This is a genomic window from Bacteroidota bacterium, assembly GCA_016195025.1.
In the GTDB taxonomy this organism is placed as follows: Bacteria; Bacteroidota; Bacteroidia; order Palsa-948; family Palsa-948; genus Palsa-948.
In genome coordinates, this window is the sequence record JACQAL010000032.1 from 1 (window position 1) to 19,481 (window position 19,481).

General features: G+C 44.1%; 12 protein-coding genes. 6 read left to right on the forward strand and 6 right to left on the reverse strand.

Annotated elements, in window-relative coordinates; translation table 11 throughout:
- Nucleotides 1-675: 675 nt before the first annotated feature.
- Nucleotides 676-3,603 carry a serine hydrolase gene (locus HY063_06040; GenBank protein ID MBI3501338.1) on the reverse strand — a complete coding sequence of 976 codons (2,928 nt, stop codon included), beginning with the start codon at nucleotides 3,601-3,603 and terminating at the stop codon, nucleotides 676-678.
- A 114-nt stretch (nucleotides 3,604-3,717) separates the two neighbouring features.
- On the opposite strand from HY063_06040, the gene HY063_06045 reads away from it, so the two are divergent.
- The 4 genes from HY063_06045 to HY063_06060 all read left to right on the forward strand — a co-directional run bounded on the left by HY063_06045 (nucleotide 3,718) and on the right by HY063_06060 (nucleotide 11,106).
- A complete protein-coding gene (locus HY063_06045; GenBank protein ID MBI3501339.1) occupies nucleotides 3,718-3,897 on the forward strand; it encodes a hypothetical protein in 180 nt (59 codons plus the stop codon).
- 141 nt (nucleotides 3,898-4,038) lie between these two features.
- Nucleotides 4,039-5,892: a T9SS type A sorting domain-containing protein gene (locus HY063_06050; GenBank protein ID MBI3501340.1), complete on the forward strand. Its 1,854-nt coding sequence runs from the start codon at nucleotides 4,039-4,041 to the stop codon at nucleotides 5,890-5,892.
- Nucleotides 5,893-6,066: 174 nt separating this feature from the next.
- On the forward strand, nucleotides 6,067-9,984 hold the full coding sequence (locus HY063_06055) for a gliding motility-associated C-terminal domain-containing protein (GenBank protein ID MBI3501341.1): 3,918 nt from the start codon (nucleotides 6,067-6,069) through the stop codon (nucleotides 9,982-9,984).
- Between the two features lie 72 nt (nucleotides 9,985-10,056).
- Entirely contained in the window at nucleotides 10,057-11,106 is a 1,050-nt protein-coding gene (locus HY063_06060; protein MBI3501342.1) for a T9SS type A sorting domain-containing protein, read from the forward strand.
- A gap of 22 nt (nucleotides 11,107-11,128) precedes the next feature.
- On the opposite strand, the gene mltG is transcribed toward HY063_06060, so the two are convergent.
- The 4 genes from mltG to HY063_06080 are packed head-to-tail and all read right to left on the reverse strand — an operon-like array spanning nucleotide 11,129 to nucleotide 15,313.
- A complete protein-coding gene (gene mltG / locus HY063_06065) occupies nucleotides 11,129-12,190 on the reverse strand; it encodes an endolytic transglycosylase MltG (GenBank protein MBI3501343.1) in 1,062 nt (353 codons plus the stop codon).
- Nucleotides 12,191-14,209, reverse strand: a complete 2,019-nt coding sequence (locus tag HY063_06070) for a tetratricopeptide repeat protein (protein ID MBI3501344.1) — start codon at nucleotides 14,207-14,209, stop codon at nucleotides 12,191-12,193.
- A 36-nt stretch (nucleotides 14,210-14,245) separates the two neighbouring features.
- Nucleotides 14,246-14,749 (reverse strand): GNAT family N-acetyltransferase, encoded by a 504-nt coding sequence (locus HY063_06075; protein MBI3501345.1) that lies wholly within the window; start codon nucleotides 14,747-14,749, stop codon nucleotides 14,246-14,248.
- Between the two features lie 12 nt (nucleotides 14,750-14,761).
- Nucleotides 14,762-15,313 carry a hypothetical protein gene (locus tag HY063_06080; GenBank protein ID MBI3501346.1) on the reverse strand — a complete coding sequence of 184 codons (552 nt, stop codon included), beginning with the start codon at nucleotides 15,311-15,313 and terminating at the stop codon, nucleotides 14,762-14,764.
- A 158-nt stretch (nucleotides 15,314-15,471) separates the two neighbouring features.
- On the opposite strand from HY063_06080, the gene HY063_06085 reads away from it, so the two are divergent.
- Together HY063_06085 and HY063_06090 are read left to right on the forward strand one after the other, a co-directional pair.
- Entirely contained in the window at nucleotides 15,472-15,675 is a 204-nt protein-coding gene (locus tag HY063_06085; GenBank protein MBI3501347.1) for a hypothetical protein, read from the forward strand.
- 269 nt (nucleotides 15,676-15,944) lie between these two features.
- Nucleotides 15,945-18,632, forward strand: coding sequence for a T9SS type A sorting domain-containing protein (locus HY063_06090; protein ID MBI3501348.1), 2,688 nt, complete (start codon nucleotides 15,945-15,947; stop codon nucleotides 18,630-18,632).
- Between the two features lie 114 nt (nucleotides 18,633-18,746).
- Here the strand turns inward: HY063_06090 and HY063_06095 are convergent, their stop codons facing one another.
- Entirely contained in the window at nucleotides 18,747-19,460 is a 714-nt protein-coding gene (locus HY063_06095) for a T9SS type A sorting domain-containing protein (GenBank protein ID MBI3501349.1), read from the reverse strand.
- Between the last annotated feature and the right edge of the window lie 21 nt (nucleotides 19,461-19,481).

Sequence of the window (19,481 nt, forward strand, 5' to 3'; positions counted from 1 at the left end):
AGCAGCGGCATTTATACCTACAGCATTGTTGCCGATGGCATGACGCTCGACACAAAAAAGATGCTGAAATCAAAATAGAAAAATAAAAATGATGAAAGTCCCGATTGAGCGAAGCGAACATCGGGAGTGAAGAGCAAGTAAAAAGCAGTTTACAGTTTACGGTTTGCAGTTTCTGGTTTTAAAAACCAGAAACAGAAAACAGTAAACCCAAAACCCAAACCCCTGCGCGCAGCGGTCCGCCAAAAGGACGGACTCTCGCAAAGCGCAGGGCTTTTGTCGCCTTGCGCCATGGCGCGTTTCGCGCTCATTTATTTTTTCCGGTTTTCGTACGTAAAAATTCCCATGAGCCATGCTTTATCAATGCAGCCATGGCGCGTATGCACATCTAGTTTTTTGTAAATGATGACAAGCCGTGCATCCGCCCATTTTTCTTTAAAGCCGAATTTATTCCCGATTTGCTCTTTTGAAAGTTCTTCCGCCCAGTAAACGAGTATTAAAAACTGCTCGTCAGTGAGCGTGCCTGTGGGGTCGTAATTCTGACATCAGCATAGTAACTGCTAACATTGCTGCAGCAACTACTGTAGTCAGTGCAGCAACTACTGTAGTCAGTACAGCAACTACTGTAGTCAGTATAGCAACTACTGTAGTCCACGCATAAACTCCGATGATTTTTTATTACTTCATTGCCCCATACACTGCTTTGAGAATGTTGGAACGTATTCCCATTTTCGTAATCTTGTTGTTTTCCGAATCGGGATACACGCGGTTGGAAAGAAAAACATACACGAGATTTTTTTCCGGGTCTGCCCATGTGATGGTTCCCGTAAATCCCTGGTGCCCGAAACTTAAATAAGAAACGCAATCGCAGATGGGGCTGTCCTTCGTTGGATTTGTTTCCGGCTTGTCAAAGCCAAGCGCCCTGCGGTTATCACCGCAGAACTGGCACTTGGTAAATTCTCTCACGGTGGCTGTATCAATAAATCGTTTGCCTCCGTATTCTCCGCCCTGCAAAAACAATTGCATCATCACGCCTAAATCGTTTGCATCTGAAAACAATCCTGCATGCCCCGCCACTCCGCCCAGCATGGCAGCAGCAGGGTCGTGCACATCTCCATGCACCAATTGTTTTCTGAACTTCACATCGTATTCCGTTGGAACAATCCGGCTCAACGAAAATTTTTCGCGCGGCTTATACGTCATGGTGGAAAGCCCGAGCGGAGCGTAAAAATTTTTCTGCACATATTCATCCATCGGTGTCTTTGTAATTCCCTCTATGACTCGCCAGATGAAAAGCAAATCCAAATCGCTGTACACATATTTTTTCTGCGAACTCACAGGCGATTCAATAATTCGTTTCCAAAGAGTGTCGGAATAATTTTTGCGGATGTATAATTGAGCGGCAACGCGCGTGGGATATTCTGCGGTCTTTACCTTATTATATATGCCGGGCTTGTATTCTCCTTTGCTGAGCGTGCGCAGATAAAACGGAATCCAGTCCTTCAAGCCCGCCTGGTGCGTGAGCATTTCGCGCAGGCGCAGGTTTGCTTTGTCAGTGAATCTTACTTCAGGAAGATAATGCCCCAGCGAATCATCGAGATTAATTTTTTTCTCATCGTAAAGTTTCATCGCAGCGGCAGTGGTGGCGGCAATTTTTGTGATGGAAGCCAAATCATAAATATCATCCTTCTTCACCATGCGCCTGTTTTCGTAGGTGTGATAGCCGAATGATTTATAGTAAAAAACTTTACTGTCCTTCGCGAAAAAAACTTCGCAGCCGGGAAACGCTTTCTCCGAAATGCCGTGAGCGACAATCGTATCAATCGCTTCTAATTTTTTAGAATCAATTCCTACTTCTTCAGGAACGGTGTATTTAAAACGAATGGGCGAAGGAGTATTCAGTCCTGAACCGATGGGAAATTTTTTTGAAGCGGTAACCGGCAGTTTTCCTTTCGCAGCAACTCCCCCGAAAATCACCTGCGCGGAAAGATTGAGCATGTAATCGTTGTTCTCGTAACCCATCACAATGGCATCCGTGCTGTCAGCAATGGTATCGAGCGATTGCAGTGAATACGCATTTGCAAAAACCGCCAGAATAGTTTTTGACTGCCTGTTCACTTTGCGGATGAAATCAACCGTTTGTTTTGTAATTCCGAAATCATTTTTCGGATTTGTTGTTCCGGCAATAGTTACGATGACAAGATTATAATCTAAAAGTTTTTTCAGCAGCGTGTCGGTTTCACTTCGCTTTGATTCTTTCGGAAGAGAAAAGTTTTTTACGGGCGAATACCACGCAAGCATTTCATTCAACTTGTTATTCACACCCGTTCCGATGGAAACAGAAGCAATGCGAAGCGTATCCGGATTCATGAGCGGAATTATTTTCTTTTCGTTCTTCAGCAGCGTAACAGAATTTTCTGCAAGAAGAATATTTAAATAATCTGTGCGGTAAGAATTTAAATCGCGGAAAAGATTTGCCGTATCAATGGGAGAATATTTATTTAATCCGCACCATTGCTTCGCCAAAAGAATTTTTTTGCAGCGCGAATCAATTTCTTCCTGCGTAATTTCTCCGCGCGCCATTGCATTTTTAATTTCCGCAATCGCTTTCGGAACGTCTTCGGAGAAAAGCAGCACATCGTTTCCCGCCAGCAGCGCTTTTACATCCGCTTCACCGGGCTTGTAAAACTTTGTAACGCCTTTCATGTTCAGCGCGTCTGTAAAAATCAATCCATCGAACTTCAATTCTTTTTTCAGCAAACCGGTTACCACTTTTGGCGATAAAGTGGAAGCGGTATTTTTTGTGGTGTCGAGCGCGGGAATAAAAAGATGCGCCACCATCACGCTGCCAATTCCCTGCCGGAACATTTCTTTGAACGGAAATAAATCAAGCGTGTCAATGGTTTCTTTGCTGTGAGAAATGACGGGAAGAGTTTTATGCGAATCGCTTTCGGTATCGCCATGTCCCGGAAAATGTTTCGCGCAGGCAAGCACGCCCGCGTCCTGCAATCCTTTCATGTAGAGCAATGATTTCCGTGTAACCGAAAATTTATTTTCTCCGAACGAGCGGTTACTGATGACCGGGTTGAGCGGATTGTTATTTACATCCACCACCGGAGCAAGATTCACCTGAATGCCGAGGCGTTTGCACTCGCGCGCAATTTCTTTTCCCATCAGATAAATTAATGAATCGGCATTCGGGGGAATTGCGCCCAGCGTCATCTGATGCGGAAACTGCACCGTGCTGTCGAGCCGCATGTTCAATCCCCATTCCCCGTCAATTGAAATTAAAAGTTTTACTTTGGAAATTTTCTGGTAGTAATTTGTGAGAGTTGCCTGCCTCATCGGTCCTCCCTGAAAAAAAATCAATCCTCCGATTCCGCAGGAGTCAATCAATCTTTTTATTTCAGCGGTATCTGTTTTCTCATTCGACCAGGCAGCCACCATGAAGAGTTGCCCTATGCGTTGCGCGGGAGTGAGCGTAGTAAAAACCGAATCGCTCCACGATTGATTGTTTGATTTAAGAAATACCGGCTGACTCCAAATGACAAATGACAAATGACAAATGACAAATAAAATTGCTGTATGCCTCAGGAAAGTTTTCACTGTATTCAAAAGTAAATTTAGTAAAGGCGCAGGAAAAAAATCAAGCGTTATCTTTTCAACGAATAAATGTTGATGAGGAAAATTAGTAAATTCGCATGACAAACTAAACTCTCTATGAAAATATTTTTTGGTTTCACATTCATTTTATTCACGCTTCCTGTTTTTTCCCAAACCGATTCAACAAAAAAATCTCCGCCCACGCTTGAAAAAGGCGATTACTCCGTGCTGGGCGTGCTTGACTTCGGCAGCAAAACCGAATTGGAAGGAGCCGAACTTCAGTTGAAGATTGAATGATTTCATTCATCCATTCATCCGCTCTTCCATTCATCCTGTTTGATGAACAAATGTTGTTAAAAAAATATTTCCCTCCTATTGTCTTTTATATATCTTTGCTGCTCAATTTTTAAACCATTCAATCAACTTAAATTTATTTCGATGAAAACAAAAGTACTTTCTCTTTTATCAGCAGTTTTTTTTGCAGGCGCAGCGCTTGCGCAAACATCGGGCGGACCCGATACCTACGGCTATACCTGGCGCAACGATCAGGATGCTCAAGGCCCTGCCGTTATGTGGAATGATATTAAAGGCAAAGGAACCAAGATTATCGGTTTGGGCGATGATAACCGAAAAGGTCCGTTTGTTCTGGGATGGAACTTTCATTTTTATTGGCTTGACTATAATAAAATGTACGTGGGCTCTAACGGCTGGATTGGATTTACCGGTGCTCCCGGAAATATTGCAGCGCCATTTCCCACACTGCCTTCCACTTCGGCAAAGAATACCATCAGCCCGCTTCTTGCCGATTTAACATTTACGAAAACAAATTCTCAGCCGGTGCCCAATGCTTCTGCATGGTACTGGTCGAATAATGTTGACACATTTATTGTTCAATATGATTCTGTCCCTTATTGGGTGAATACTCCTAACGGATATGATGGAAGATACAGTTTCCAGGTAATCCTCAGCGGAGCGGATAGTTCCATTACGTTTCAATATAACATTGCCCAGGTGGGAACAAATGTTTATCAAACAACAGAAGGAACAGCAACAGGAATTTCCAATTCATCAGGACAAATTGGATTGCAGGTGTTGCCAAGTTTAACTTTCCCCACTCCAAACTCGGCTGTTAAATTTTATTATCCGGGCACTGTAACCTATCAGGCATTTGACGCTACTCCTTTATGGAATCAAAACCCGGAGAACGGTGGATTTTTTCTTTCCAAATCAACTAACAATACGTGGCTGGTAACCGATGTGAATAATGCAGGAAACCAAAACATCACCAACATTCCTGTAACAGGTGGGGTTTACGATAAGGGTCTTAACCAGGTTTGGTCAGGCAGCGCAACTGTATCATCGCTTCTTATAGGTGCAGATTCAATGCTTGCATATTCTACTGCCTTTACACCCACTACTTCAGGTACATTTCTTTACCGCTCCACCACTTCATTGAGCACAGACGTTAATCCTGCCAATGATATTACCGATGTGGAAATGGATATAGTAGATACCACTCAGGCAACTGTTCCCTTAGCGTATTTTTACGATACCACCACCACCACGCAAATCAGTTGGGGCGGAAACGGAGGACAAGGAATTTATATTCAGCCGCCATTTTATCCGGCTTCAATTACTTCGGTGGAGGTATATGTAACAAATACTACGAAGTTGACTACGTTTTATCACCAGTTGCAAATTCTGGACGATAACGGACCTTTTAATTCTCCTGGTACTCAACTTTATATTGATTCTGTTTCTTCGCCTCTTTCCATTCCTCTGAAGTTTCACAAATTTGCTCTTTCAACTCCGCTCGTGGTAAGTTCAGGAGGAGTGTATGTTGGCTATATGGAAAATGGAGACGACTCGAGCGCCATCGGAACTTCTCAAACGCTTCCGCTTTCCAACCGCAACTTTGAAATCATTGGCGGCAACTGGGCGGAATACCGCAACAATGCCACTGAAGATTTTATGATTCGCGTAAATATTCAGGGCAATAACGCTGCGGTACCTGAAATTACTTCTGATGCATCGGTTGCCATTTGGCCCAACCCGTTCAATTCATTTGCCAATGTGAGAATTGATTTTGTAAATCCTGCTCACGGTGCTCTCGTGTTTGATGTGTATGACATATACGGAAAACAAGTGCAGTCGCTTGATTTGAGCCCCTTCAAAGGCGCAGCCATTGACTTCACGCTCAACAGAGGCGCTAACATTGCGGCAGGTTTATATTTCTATAAACTGAAAGACAGCGAGCATATTCTTTCTGCAGGAAAAATTATTGTGCAGTAAGAAAAGAAAACAAAAAAAGAAAAATCTCGCCTGTGAAATTTGCAGGCGGGATTTTTTTTCTACCCGTTGACCTGCAATTTTTCTGTTCATATCATTTCAAAAAAAACTTTACGCACCGCGCTTCCAATTAAATAATATATATCTTTGCTCGCTCTTTGGAAAAAAATATATCTGATGAAAAGATTTTTATTTTCTCTTTCGTTTCTTTTTTCTTTCTCTCTTTTTTCATTTTCACAATCATCGCAAAAAGTAATGTGCGTGGCGCCCACCATAACCATGTCATCAAATGTTACCATTTGCAGCGGGCAGTCCACCACCATCAGCGTAACAGTTACTTCGGGCACTTCGCCTTTCACGTATGTGTGGGCGCCTTCGGGAAGTTTGAGCAGCCCCACCATTTCTAATCCGGTTGCCTCTCCAACCGCCACCACCGTTTATACAGTTACCGTCACCGATGCGCAGCCCTGCACCAGCACCGGAACCATGATGGTTACCGTGAATCCAACGCCTACGGTTACTGTTGGCGGCACCGGTTCAATCTGCCCAGGCAGCAGCGCCACGCTCACTGCCAGCGGAGGCAATACATATTCCTGGTGGAACAACGGTTCAACCACTACGAGCATTACTGTTTCTCCCACTGTCAACACCACGTACACGCTCACCGGCACCGATGCAAACGGATGCACGGGCACCGGAACAGGAACTGTTTCCCTTTATCCCGCGCCCACTCCGAGCATCAGCGGAACCTTTGCAATCTGCGGAGGAGACCCGGTTACGCTCACCGGCTCAGGAGGAGTAACGTATAGTTGGGCGCCTGGCGGGCAAACCACCACGAGCATTGTTGTTGTTCCCACTGTAACTTCTTCCTATACGCTTACCGCAACCGATGGAAACGGATGCACGGGTGTTACTTCGGCAACTATTACTGTGAACGGAGCGCCCACCATCACTGTTTCCGGCTCCACTACGGTTTGTAACGGAGCCAGCGCCACACTCACGGCATCGGGAGGTGATACCTACGGATGGAGCACCGGGCAAACCACTTCGAGCATTGTTGTTAATCCAAGCACTACCACCACTTATACGGTAACAGGCACCATTACTTCAACAGGATGTTCGGGGCAGGCAACGGGAACCGTTTCGCTTTATCCAAGCCCCACCGCTTCCATCAGCGGAAACCTTACTATCTGTTCCGGTCAAAGCACTACGCTCACCGGCTCGGGAGGAATAAATTATTCATGGAGCACCGGTTCCACTTCTAATCCTATTTCGGTTAACCCTACAATAAGCACAAGTTATACCGTAGTCGCCACCGATGCCAACGGATGTACGGATGATAGTTCGGTTACCGTGGCGGTGAATCCATTGCCAACGGCAAATGCAGGACCCGATGTTTCGATATGTTCGGGCTCAAGCACCACGCTGAACGGAACAGGCAACGGAAGTTTTGCATGGGCTCCTTCGGGAAGTTTGAGTTGCAGCACCTGCGTGAACCCTGTTGCGAATCCTACTTCCACCACCACTTACACGCTTACTGTTACCAATTCCTGCGGAAGCGCAACCAGCACAGTTACCATTACCATTAATTCAAATCCCTCGGTGAATGCAGGAACCGATGTTACCATCTGCCTGGGCGGAAACACCACCTTGACTGCCAGCGGAAGCGGAACCTTTCAATGGTCGCCTTCCACCGGCTTAAGTAATACTTCTATTGCCAATCCTGTTGCCAACCCAACTGTTTCCACTAACTACACAGTGACTATGACAGACATCTGCGGAACTGCCAGCGATTCGGTTTGGGTATATATTGGAACGCCCACTGCTTCCATCACCGGCAATTCGCCTATCTGCAGCGGAAGTTCAACAACGCTTACGGCAAACGCGGGAACCGGCTATGCATGGAGCCCTGGCGGACAAAGCACTTCTTCCATTGTGGTTTCTCCCACCACTACTTCTTCTTATACAGTTATAGTTACCGATGCAGGCGGATGCACCGCCACTGCTTCCATGACCGTGAGCGTGAATGCGCTTCCCTCTGCTTCCATTTCGGGAAACACCACTGTTTGTTCGGGAGTGAACAGCACGCTTACCGCTTCGGGCGGAACTTCTTATTCGTGGAACACGAGCGCCACCACCACTTCAATTGTTGTGAATATTACTTCGGCAACCAACTATACCGTAACCGTAACCGATGCGAACGGCTGCACCAATACTGCCAGTGTTTCGTTAAGCGTTTCTCCGCAGCCCACTGCTTTTGCAGGCGCTGACACGGCAATTTGCGTGGGAGGAAGCGCTGTTCTGAATGCGGCAGGAAACGGAACATATTCATGGAGCACGGGGCAAACAACCGCTTCAATTACTGTGAGCCCCACTTCAAGCACTACTTACACATTATTCGTAACCAACTCCTGCGGAACAGCCACCGATTCGGTTACAATATTCGTTCAGCCGCTGCCGGTTGTAACGGTAAGCGGTGTCTCCACCATTTGCCTTGGAACTCCCGATACTATTGCCGCAACGGGAGGAGGAAATTATTTGTGGAGCCCCGGAGGACAAACCACTTCTTCCATTATTGTGAATCCAACTTCCAACACGGGATACACGGTAACGGTTACGAGCGGTGCAGGATGCAGCAACACGGGGACATTCAGCGTGAGTGTGAGCAGTGTTGCGGCTTCTATTGCGGGCAACAGCACCATTTGTTCGGGGCAGGTGGCAACACTTTCTGCTTCGGGAGGAACAAGTTATTCGTGGAGCACCGGGCAAACCGGCACTCTTATTTCAGTGAGTCCTTCTGTTACTACCGGCTACACGGTGACTGCTTCCAATTCCATTGGCTGCACGGGCACTGCGGTTTTCACAATAAGCGTTACGCCAACTCCCACTGTTTCGGTAAGCGCTTCGTCAACTACTTTTTGTTCGGGCAGCGCCACTACGCTTAACGCAAGCGGTGGCACCACTTATTTATGGGCTCCTTCCACCGGCTTAAGCAATACTACTATTGCAAATCCCACTGCTAATCCTACTACGAGCATTACGTATACTGTGCTTGCTTTCAACGGAACTTGTGCCGACACCGCCACCATTCCTCTCACCGTAAATCCGAATCCAACGATAACGATTACCGCTTTGCCGCAAACAAATATTTGCAACGGCAGTTGCGCCACCATTACCGCATCGGGAGGCGTTTCGTATGTATGGAATCCGGGAGGACAAACTACGGCTTCAGTTACGGAGTGCCCTACATTGAGCACCACGTATTCTGTTACCGCTACAGGTGCGAATGGATGCACTTCTTCCGGCACAACGCTGATTACCGTGCTTCCGCAAATTAATTTAATCGTGAACGGAATCACGAATATATGCGCAGGAAATTCCACCACGCTCACCGCGCAGAACGGAGGCACCACTTATTCATGGTTGCCAAACGGGCAAACTTCTGCAACGATTATAGTTATGCCCAGCGTTACCACTTCTTACACGGTTACTTCTTCCAATGGCGCCTGCTCCGATACGGCAGGCATTACGGTGAATGTTTCTCCTATTCCCACCGTGACTGTGAGCGCCAGCCCCAATACCATTAACATTGGTGCCTCCACCACGCTGAGCGGAAACACCAGCACCGGAACCTATATATGGAGCCCGACTACCGGATTGAGTTGCGCGGCTTGCCCGAACCCGGTTGCCAGCCCGGTTGATACCACTGTGTATGTATTATGCACCACCGATGCAAACGGCTGCAGCGCCTGCGATTCGGTAATTGTGTATGTAACCAAAGAGTGCGGAGATATTTTTGTGCCCAATGCTTTTTCTCCCAATGGCGATTCTCATAACGATTGGCTTTGCGTGCGCGCGCCCGGCAGCAATGGGGGAGGCGAATGCAAGGCGAGCCCCTGCATAAAAGAAATTTCATTTACCATTTACAACCGCTGGGGACAAAAAGTTTTCTTCAGCGATGATGCCGCAGTGGGCTGGGACGGAACCATTCAAGGAAAACCCGCTGATGCCGCTGTGTTCTTCTTCCTCCTCGATGTAACTCTCATTGACGAGACATTCTTCCATAAAGAAGGAAGCGTTTCGCTGGTGAGGTAGGGGAGAAGTAATTTTTCTGCTCCTGCAACCTTTTTCTTATTTCCTTCATCTTATCACTAAAAAATATTCTTCATGAGAAAATTATATTCCTCTTTTATTTTATTTTCTTTTTCTGTTGCAATGTTCGGGCAATGCCCGATGGTTGTAAACAGTTCTAAACTTTCAGATGCGAATTGCTACGGGCAGTGTACCGGTTCTGCTTATGCTGTGGCGAGCAACGGAACCCCGCCTTACCATTATTTGTGGATGCCCGGTTCACAAACCACACAAACAGCAACGGGTCTTTGCCCCGGAACCTATACAATATCGGTAACGGATGCTACTCCTTGTCCGGCTGTAACTGCAACGGTTGCGATTGGACAAAATCCTCCGCTTACAGTATCAACCTGGTCATGGAGTCCAATATGTATAGGTGATTGTTCTTCAATTACTGCAAATGCAAGCGGAGGAGATGGAGGTCCTTACACATATTCATGGACACCTGCTATTACACAACCTCCCGTTGCTACTTGTCCAACCGTGACTACAACGTATACCGTTCTTGCTGCAGATGGTTTAGGATGCACAGCAACCGGAACAACAGCAATTATAGTTAATCCAAAACCGGTTTGTACAATTTGTCCGTCAGTTGATACTATTTGTGTGGGACAGTCAGTAGTTCTTATTGCAAACGGAGGCGTATGTTATAGTTGGTACCCGGGCGGACAAACAACCGCAGCTATTCAAGTAAGCCCGACAATTACTACTACTTATTCGGTTTCAGTTATTGATGCGAATGGTTGTTCGTATATATACCAAGGTTGTTTTACTACATATCCCATGACCGTATATGTTTCTCCATGTACGGGAGTGAATGATATTTTTTCTTTAGAAGATTTTCAAGCATATCCCAATCCAACATCAAATGGTTTATTTGAAATTTTATTCACTTCAGGTAAAGAAGATAATCTGGATATTGAAATCAGGGATGAACTCGGGCAAATTGTTTACAGCGAAACGCTGAATAAATTTTCAGGACGCTACAAGCAGACATTAAATCTCTCGCAATTCGGGAGAGGAGTTTATTTTATTGCAGTAACAAATAAAGAAAAAACATTCCTGCGGAGAAAAATTATTTATTAGAACAATTTTTCATTTTACAAAGTTACCTGAACACCTTCTGCTTATTCAGCGCGCTGCGGTATTTTTCCGCGTTGCAGTTATGTTCCTTCAGCGTTTTGGCAAAATTATGTTTACCGGAAAAATCTTCTTTGGCGCACATGTAGAGATAATCGTTCTTCTGGTAATTAAGCACCGCATCAAGGGAAGAAATTTCGGGAATGTAAATAGGTCCCGGTGGCAAGCCGGCATGTTTATACGTGTTGTAAGGCGAATCCACTTCTTTATCTTTATCGAGCACGCGGCAAATGGTAAAATCTCCGAGCGCGTAAATCACCGTGGGGTCGCTTTGAAGTTCCATTCCTGATTTTATGCGGTTCAGATATAATCCCGCAATGGTTGGGCGTTCATCGGGAAACTCCAACTGTTCCGCCTGCACAATGGAAGCGAGAATGGAGACCTGTGTTTGCGTGAGATTAATTTCTTTTGCTTTTTTCTTCCGCTCCTCCGTCCAGAATTTTTTGTATTCACTTTGCATGCGCTCCACAAACTGCTTTGCCGAAGTGTTCCAGTTGAGTTGATACGTGTTGGGAATGAAAAGCGTGAGAACGGTTTCGCTCTTCAAGCCGAGATTTTGTTTGAGCCACTGCTCGTTGTTCAGCAGCGCGGTGAGTTGAACGGAATCGGCTTCAATTTTTTTGCACACGTGCGAAATCAATTCTTCTTTCGTGCGGATGTTGGTGAAAGTAAGATTCACCGGCTCCTGTAATCCTGCACGCAGCAGGTTGATGATTTCATTGCTGCTCATGCCGGAAAGAATGCGGTACCTGCCGGGTTTCACTTTGTCTTTATATTTTTTAATTTGCGCCAGCCAGATGAAATTTTTTTCATGCTTCAGAATTTTTTTTGCGCGCAGTGTGTCGAGCACTTGTTCAAAGGCAGAACCGGTGGGAATAAAAATGAGTTGAGATTTTTTTATTTCTGAAGATGTATTCGGCAGGTAGAGTATTCGGTAGCCGAGGTAAGCGGCAGTTCCTCCCGTGAGCAGAAGAAAAAACAGAAGCCACAAAATAATTTTCAGGAATATGTTTCTTTTTTTCTTCGCCATTTATTTTTTCAATCTCATTTGTATTGCAAGCGCCTGTTCGTTCTTCGGATTTATTTTCAGAATTCTTTTCACGCAGGCAAGCGCCTCGCTGTTCTTTTTTTCATAGAGCAAAAGACCTGCTTTGTTGAGCAATGCCTGTTCGTAATCGGGGTCGAGCGCGATGGCTTTGTCATAAAATGAATTTGCTTTTTCCGCGTTTCCGTTTTGAAGATAAATAAATCCGAGATTGCACCACGCGGCTGTATAATTTGAATCTTCCGAAAGAATTTTCCCGTATAACTTCTGCGCTTCTTCTTTTTTATTCTTGCTGAGAAGATTTAGGGCAAGTTTATTTATAAAATCCAGATTGTACGGAGCAAGTTCCATCGCTTTTTTGTAAAACGGCTCAGCGGCTTTACTATTTCCAGAATGAGAAAAGGATTCACCTATTTCATAGCAAGCCCATGCATCTTTGTTGTCGTACGAAGCATGCACAAGAATTTTTTTAAGCATTTTTTTCTCTCCAACTGCCTTCGCATAAAAAATTATTTTAACAAAGTCCTCTTTCAGAAAATATAATCTTGTAAGCAAGCGAATGTTTTTTTCAATTTCATCCGGTGAATTATCGGGCAGATATTTTTTTGCCGAATCGAGAAAAGCAGCACTGTGCGTGAACTTTTCAAACTGGTTCATGTATGCTTCCGCCAACACCTGCGGCTCCGGATTTTTTTCATTGATGGCGAATAGACCGATAAATTTTTTGACAGAGGAAGCATCTACTTTCTTCTGCGGCTTTCGAATGAAATGGTCGGTAATGGTTACATGCGGAATATCTATTGAACCGCTCTTAGGCATGTGGCAGCCAACGCAGTTATCCTGTTTCAAGTTTCTGGTTTCAGGTTTTTCGCTGCATACTATTTGTATTTTATTTCCGTGACAATTCTTGCAGGCATTATTAAAAACTTCTTTGCCGGTAACTTTCACACTCACATGAGGATTATGGCAGGTAACGCAAGTCAATCCATTTTTATATGGTTTGAGTTGTTGGTCGGGATTTGAAATCCCGACCAGCGAAGTTTTAATAAAACATTTGCTTTGTTTTAATCTCTCTGCATGTGATGCCATGATGAAATCATCTTCACCGTTTTCATACTTGGGAAGAAAAACATCCATCACCTCCGAGAGTTTCATTCCCGGGCGAAAATCGTAAAATGATTTTCCTTCTTTCAGCACCGCGTTTCCCTGCAAATGGCAGCGCTGGCAAACATCAAACTGCAAATCAACCGGAAGTTTTGCGGGGTTCACAATGGAATAATCAATTTCTTTAGAAGTGTCAACCGCAATGCCCGCTTCTTTTTCTTTCACATGAATTTCTCCCGGACCGTGGCATCGCTCGCAGCCGATTCCATTAGGAACGGAATTGAATTTATTTTCCGAGCCCATTACAAAATCGGGAAAAGAGTTGTGGCAACTCATGCATTCCAACCCGATGATGCGCGCGAAACGTTTGTTGTAACCGTTTTCAAAACCGGGAGGCAAATCCCATTCTTCTTTCTGCGTATAAAATGTAGCGGGCATCTGATGCAGATAACCGTTCGTGCGGAAAAGATGCGAGTTGGTATGCTGCCCCGAGCCGATGATGTAATCCGCTTTCTCCGTTCGCTTGTGCACAGTGTCTTTTCCCTGCAAACGAAACTCGAGAATGTTCAGTGTGTCGCCATTCCAGAACGGATGATAATATAAATCAGAAAATTTATCATAGACGATTGCGTGCGCGCCAAACTTTGCAGAAGATTTTTTCTTCGTTGCGTTGTCGAATGATTTTCCCATTCCTGTTTCAATGAACGTTTCGTATTTATCGTAATGGCATTGCTTGCATTTTGCCATGCCCACATAGTTTACTTCGGCAGAAAGATTTTTATAAGTTTTCATTTCCGAAGTTTTATTTTCTTTCTCTTCAGAAGAACCGCAGTGAAAAACGGAAAAGACAATAATGAGAAGAAGAGAAGACAGAAAAATATTTCTGAGAAGAGAATACATTGGCTGCAAAAATATACTTTGGAAACGAAAGAAGAATTAATGATTCATCAACTCAAGAAACAATTCATGGTTTTTCCTGTTTGTAATTTTAAATTTATTCTTCCTGAAAAGTTTTATGCTGGCAATATTGTCTTTTGAAATGGTGCAGCATAGTTTTTTCAGATTGAGAATTTCAAAGCAATAGGTTGCAAGAAGCGATACTGCTTCGGAGGCATAGCCGTTCGCGCGGAAATTTTTATCAATCAGAATTCCTATTCCCGATTTTCGTTCGCGTTCGCTAAAATCAAAAAGGTCAATGCAGCCGATACTATTTCTCTCCGCCTCTTTTGCGGAAGGCGATAATTCAATCATCCACCGCAATTGCCCCTCGAGGTAAATATCGTGCCGGCTTGAAATAAATTTTTTGATTTCTTTTTTAGTAAATGGTTTTTCTGTTCCGCTCATTTTCCAATGCGATGTATCGTTCTCCCATTTATGCAGCATAGCGGCATCGGTGGGCTGCATATAACGAAGAATTATTTTTTCTCCACGAAGAAACATGCTGATAAAGATTTAAACCGTTACAAGAGATGAGTTGCGGATGGCTTCGTGCACATCGTTCACTTCGTATTTATTCAACTCAAAAGAATTTCCGGATAAATAGTTACCGAGATTCAGATGGTAAATTTCTTTCACTGCCTTGCGTTCGCTTAGTTTCGGAAGAAGGTCAAAAATCAGGTTCACATTTTTTTTCTCCGTGCTGTAAATAGAATGGCAGAAATCAGCAATGGGCGTGAGGCACGTGGCAATGCCCACATCTGCGCGCGGATATGCCAACATGCAGTGGCGGATTTCATCCTGCAGTTGTTCGAGCGTGAAAACAAGAGGAAGCGCAAGGCGGATAAAAACAGTTTCAATTTTTTTCCTTCGGATTAAATGAAGAAGCGAAGAAAGTTCTCCGTCCACCGTTGCGCCTTTCACGCTGAGGCTAAAAATTTTTCCGTGAACCGACACAAGCAGGTGAGGAGGAATGCGCGCGGCATACAGCAAAACAAGAAACACATCGTTGTGCAGAAGCGTTTCCTTGGCGGGAAGAATGTTTTGAATCCTGTAAAGTTGCTTCATGCGGGCGAATGTAAGAATAAAGGAAGAATGTCCCGAAGGGACTTCTTCGGAGGAAAAGCGGAAGGTTGGAAAGTGATGCAGATAAATTTATAGTTGTTCACAAAAAAACTTCTGTATCTTTGAATCATCAAAGCCATCATTAAAACAGACAATAAAAGATGAAAACAATAATTGTAAATGTTCCTGATAAAGAAGAAAACTTTTTTCTGACTTTACTGAAAAAAGTTCACCTGAAGCCGCACGTTTTAGAAAAAGAGGACGAAGATTTAATTGCCAAATGGATTGACGAAGGAATGGAAAGCGGAGAAGTTTCGGAAGAAGAAATTTTTGAAACTTTGAGAAAGAATGGAGCTAAGATATGAAGGGCAATTTAAGAGGGATGTATCTCATTGCAATTCTGAATTAGCAGATGAAATTCGCAAAGCAATATTCAATGTAAAAAGTGCTCATAAGGTTTCTCAAATACAAAATCTTGTCAAGCTGAAAAAATACAAGACACATTACAGAATAAAAGTTGCGAAACACTACAGAATTGGAATTATCATTCGCGGAAACATAGTTTGGTTTGCACGTTTCGGACATAGAAATAATTTTTACAAAAAACTTTTTCCATAAATTAAATTTTTTTCCAATGAAAACAAAAAATATTTTTACCGCAACAGTTTGCATTATTGCCTGCTGCCTACTGCCTACTGCCTACTCTTTTTCCCAGGGAACATGGTCTCAAAAAGCAAACTTTGGAGGAACGGGAAGATATATAGCTGTTGGTTTTTCAATTGGAACAAAAGGATATATAGGAACAGGATATGACGGTGCATATAAAAATGATTTTTGGGAATGGGACCAAGCAAACAATATTTGGAGCCAAAAGGCAAACTTTGTAGGCACAGCAAGAGATAATGCAACTGGCTTTTCTATTGGTACGAAGGGATATATCGGAATAGGATTCGATGGTGCTAACAAAAATGATTTTTGGGAGTGGGATCCATCAATAAATATTTGGACTCAAAAAGCGAATTTTGGTGGAACGGCAAGAAGAGAAGCTGTCGGTTTTTCCATCGGCACAAAGGGATATATCGGAACAGGATACGATGGCGTTATGAAGCAGGATTTTTGGGAATTTGATCCTTCAACAAATGTATGGACTCAAAAAGCTAACTTTGGCGGAACTGCAAGATATGAAGCTATAGGTTTTTCTATAGGCGCTAAGGGATATATCGGAACGGGATCTGATGGATCAACTCTAAAGCAGGATTTTTGGGAATGGGACCAGGCAACAAATGTTTGGACTCAAAAAGCAAACTTTACCGGAACAGTAAGAAGATTAGCTACTGGCTTTTCTATTGGCACTAAAGGATATATTGGAATTGGAAGTGATATTTCTAATACACCTTATCAAGATTTCTGGGAGTGGGATCAAGGAACAAATGTATGGACTCAAAAAGCAAATTTTGGTGGAACGGCAAGATACGCAGCTGTTGGATTTTCAATCGGTACAAAAGGATATATCGGAACAGGAGTAACTTACAAACAAGATTTCTGGGAATTCGCTCCCTTGTGCAACCTCACCGTTACGGTTAACGCCACCCCCGCTTCGTGCGCAAACAGCAGCGGCACTGCCAATGCAATTGTTTCGGGAGGAAATTCACCCTACACTTATCTCTGGAACACAGGCGATGTGGTTCCGACTATTGCCGCGCTGGCTGCCGGCACTTACCGCGTGAATGTTACCGATGCGGCAGGATGTTTTTCTTTTGCCGATGGGCTGGTTACCAACAGCAATGGTCCCGCCATAAGCGTAACCGGCTTGCAAAATATTTCGTGCAACGGATTATCGGATGGAGCCATTAATATTACAGTAACAGGCGGCAATCCTCCTTACAATTACAAGTGGAGCAACGGAGCCGCCACGCAAAACATCAGCGCGCTGGCTTTCGGTCCCTATGATATTACGGTGAGTGATGCATCCAACTGCATTGCGCAGCAAAGCATTCTCATTACTCAGCCCGCACCTCTTTCCATAAAGGACTCGGTGATTAATTCTTCCTGCGCGCAGTTCAACGGAGAAGGGTATGCGCTGGTGAGCGGAGGAACGCAGCCGTATTCTTATACATGGAGCAATGCTTCTGTTACCCCTTTCATCACCGGTGTGAATGCCGATATTTACCAGGTGGTTGTTACCGATGCGAACAACTGCAAAAAATCCAAGTGGGTGGATGTTGCCGATAGCACAGGTCCGCTTGCTTTTTTAGACAGCATTGAATCAGTTGCCTGCGGAGACAGTGGTGCCGCGTGGGTAACGGCTCAGAACCCTGCCAATGTGTGGGGCTACTGGTGGACGAACGGCACCACGCAGAAGGACTTAACAGGAGTTCCTGCGGGAGTGTATGGCTGCAAGGTGCAGGATTTCAGCGGATGCAAATATACATGGAATGTAAAAATTCCTCCGGTGCTTCCTCCGCTCAAGCCCATCTGTCTGGTTACGGTTGATACTTCCAGTAAAATGAATATTGTGGTGTGGGAAAAACCAACCAACGCGCTGTTCATTCATCGGTTCAATGTGTACCGCGAATCATCGGCACCCGGTGTTTACCAATTGATTGATTCCGTTCTATGGACGAGTTTAAGCGTATATTTTGATTCCGTTCCCGACCCCAACAACCGATGGGCGAAGTACAGGGTTTCCATGGTGGATGATTGCGGAAAAGAAGGACCGATGAGCCCCGAAAACAAAACCATTCACCTGGCGCTTCAGCCCACCTCCAACAACCTGCATCACGATTTGATTTGGGATGCGTATGACGGGTTTGCATTTTCCTATTATCATATATATAGGAAAGCAAATACAAACGGAGCGTGGAAGTTAATTGACTCCGTTCTCGCGAATGTTACCGCATATTCCGACACCGCTTTTAATTCGCTCGACACGAATTATTACCACGTGGATGTGGATGCTCCGCAGGGCGGCTGCACTCCGAGCATTAAAAATCCAACCACATTTGCCACCAACCTGAATACTTCGCGCTCCAATATTTACAAAGTAACCGATTCCACCACGGTGGGAATGAACGAAGCCAACCTGGGGAAATTTATTTCGGTGTATCCGAATCCGTCAACGGGGGAGTTTACTGTTTCCAGTTTACAGTTTCCGGTTAAAGACATTGAGGTGTATGATATTTATGGAAAGAAAGTATATCAGACAACTGTAAACCGAAAACAGGAAACTCTAAACCTGAGCGCAGCGGGCAGCGGCATTTACTTCCTTCAACTGAAAACCGAACGCGGAACGGTTACGAAAAAACTTGTGCTGAGCAGGTAGGAGCCAAAGATTACTCAATCACCACCTTCTCCGTATAAACTTTTTCTGCAGCTCCTTCGGCTCCGCTCAGGACAAGCTTCACAAAATAAATTCCTTTGGGCTGAGAAGATAAATTTATTCGCTTTGTGTTTTTACAACTGCTTTTGTAAAATGTTTTTCTCCTATATCCAGTTTTATAAAATATACTCCGGGAGTAAGAGAAGAATCATCAAAGCGTAAATTATGTTCTCCTGCTTCATATTTGCTGTTTGCAATTGTTTCTATGGCTTGACCGTAAGAATTATATATAGATATTTTAACATCGGATGATTTTTCGAGCAGGAAATCAATATGTAAATGGTCAATAAAAGGATTTGGGTAATAAGTGAATTTTATATTATTATCCTCAATAATTGGTTTCTCTATCTGAGCATTATTTTTTTCTCCTCCCCCTGAACCGGAATTATTTTGCTGACGGAAACTATTGCCGGGATGATCACATCCGTGCACAAATAAGCGAACATTGCTACCAGCAGAAAATATAACATTACCCTGAGAAGTATTAACATCTATTGGCGCACCATTAGTTGAAAAAGCATCAGCACCTCGCACTTGAATATTGCTGCCTGAGCTTGCGGTTGCATTAGTAATTGTAACATTATACGCTTCATAAAATCCAGATGAAATACTACCTGTTTTTGTAAGAGTTGGAGGAGGACAATATAAATCAGATTCCCAGAGCCCCCTTCCAAAAGTTGCAGCTCGTATTTTATTAGCCGGATAATTTATTTCAAGTTCACTTACCACTACATTAGGGAATCCATTATTAAAAGGAACCCATGCATTCATGCCTGCATTTCTATAATATAC

Bases quoted from the DNA above. Each gene is read 5' to 3' on its own strand.
- HY063_06045 (MBI3501339.1), top strand. From the start codon at position 3,718: ATGAAAATATTTTTTGGTTTCACATTCATTTTATTCACGCTTCCTGTT.
- HY063_06050 (MBI3501340.1), top strand. From the start codon at position 4,039: ATGAAAACAAAAGTACTTTCTCTTTTATCAGCAGTTTTTTTTGCAGGC.
- HY063_06055 (MBI3501341.1), top strand. From the start codon at position 6,067: ATGAAAAGATTTTTATTTTCTCTTTCGTTTCTTTTTTCTTTCTCTCTT.
- HY063_06060 (MBI3501342.1), top strand. From the start codon at position 10,057: ATGAGAAAATTATATTCCTCTTTTATTTTATTTTCTTTTTCTGTTGCA.
- mltG (MBI3501343.1), bottom strand. From the start codon at position 12,190: ATGGCGAAGAAAAAAAGAAACATATTCCTGAAAATTATTTTGTGGCTT.
- HY063_06070 (MBI3501344.1), bottom strand. From the start codon at position 14,209: ATGTATTCTCTTCTCAGAAATATTTTTCTGTCTTCTCTTCTTCTCATT.
- HY063_06075 (MBI3501345.1), bottom strand. From the start codon at position 14,749: ATGTTTCTTCGTGGAGAAAAAATAATTCTTCGTTATATGCAGCCCACC.
- HY063_06080 (MBI3501346.1), bottom strand. From the start codon at position 15,313: ATGAAGCAACTTTACAGGATTCAAAACATTCTTCCCGCCAAGGAAACG.
- HY063_06085 (MBI3501347.1), top strand. From the start codon at position 15,472: ATGAAAACAATAATTGTAAATGTTCCTGATAAAGAAGAAAACTTTTTT.
- HY063_06090 (MBI3501348.1), top strand. From the start codon at position 15,945: ATGAAAACAAAAAATATTTTTACCGCAACAGTTTGCATTATTGCCTGC.
- HY063_06095 (MBI3501349.1), bottom strand. From the start codon at position 19,460: ATGAATGCATGGGTTCCTTTTAATAATGGATTCCCTAATGTAGTGGTA.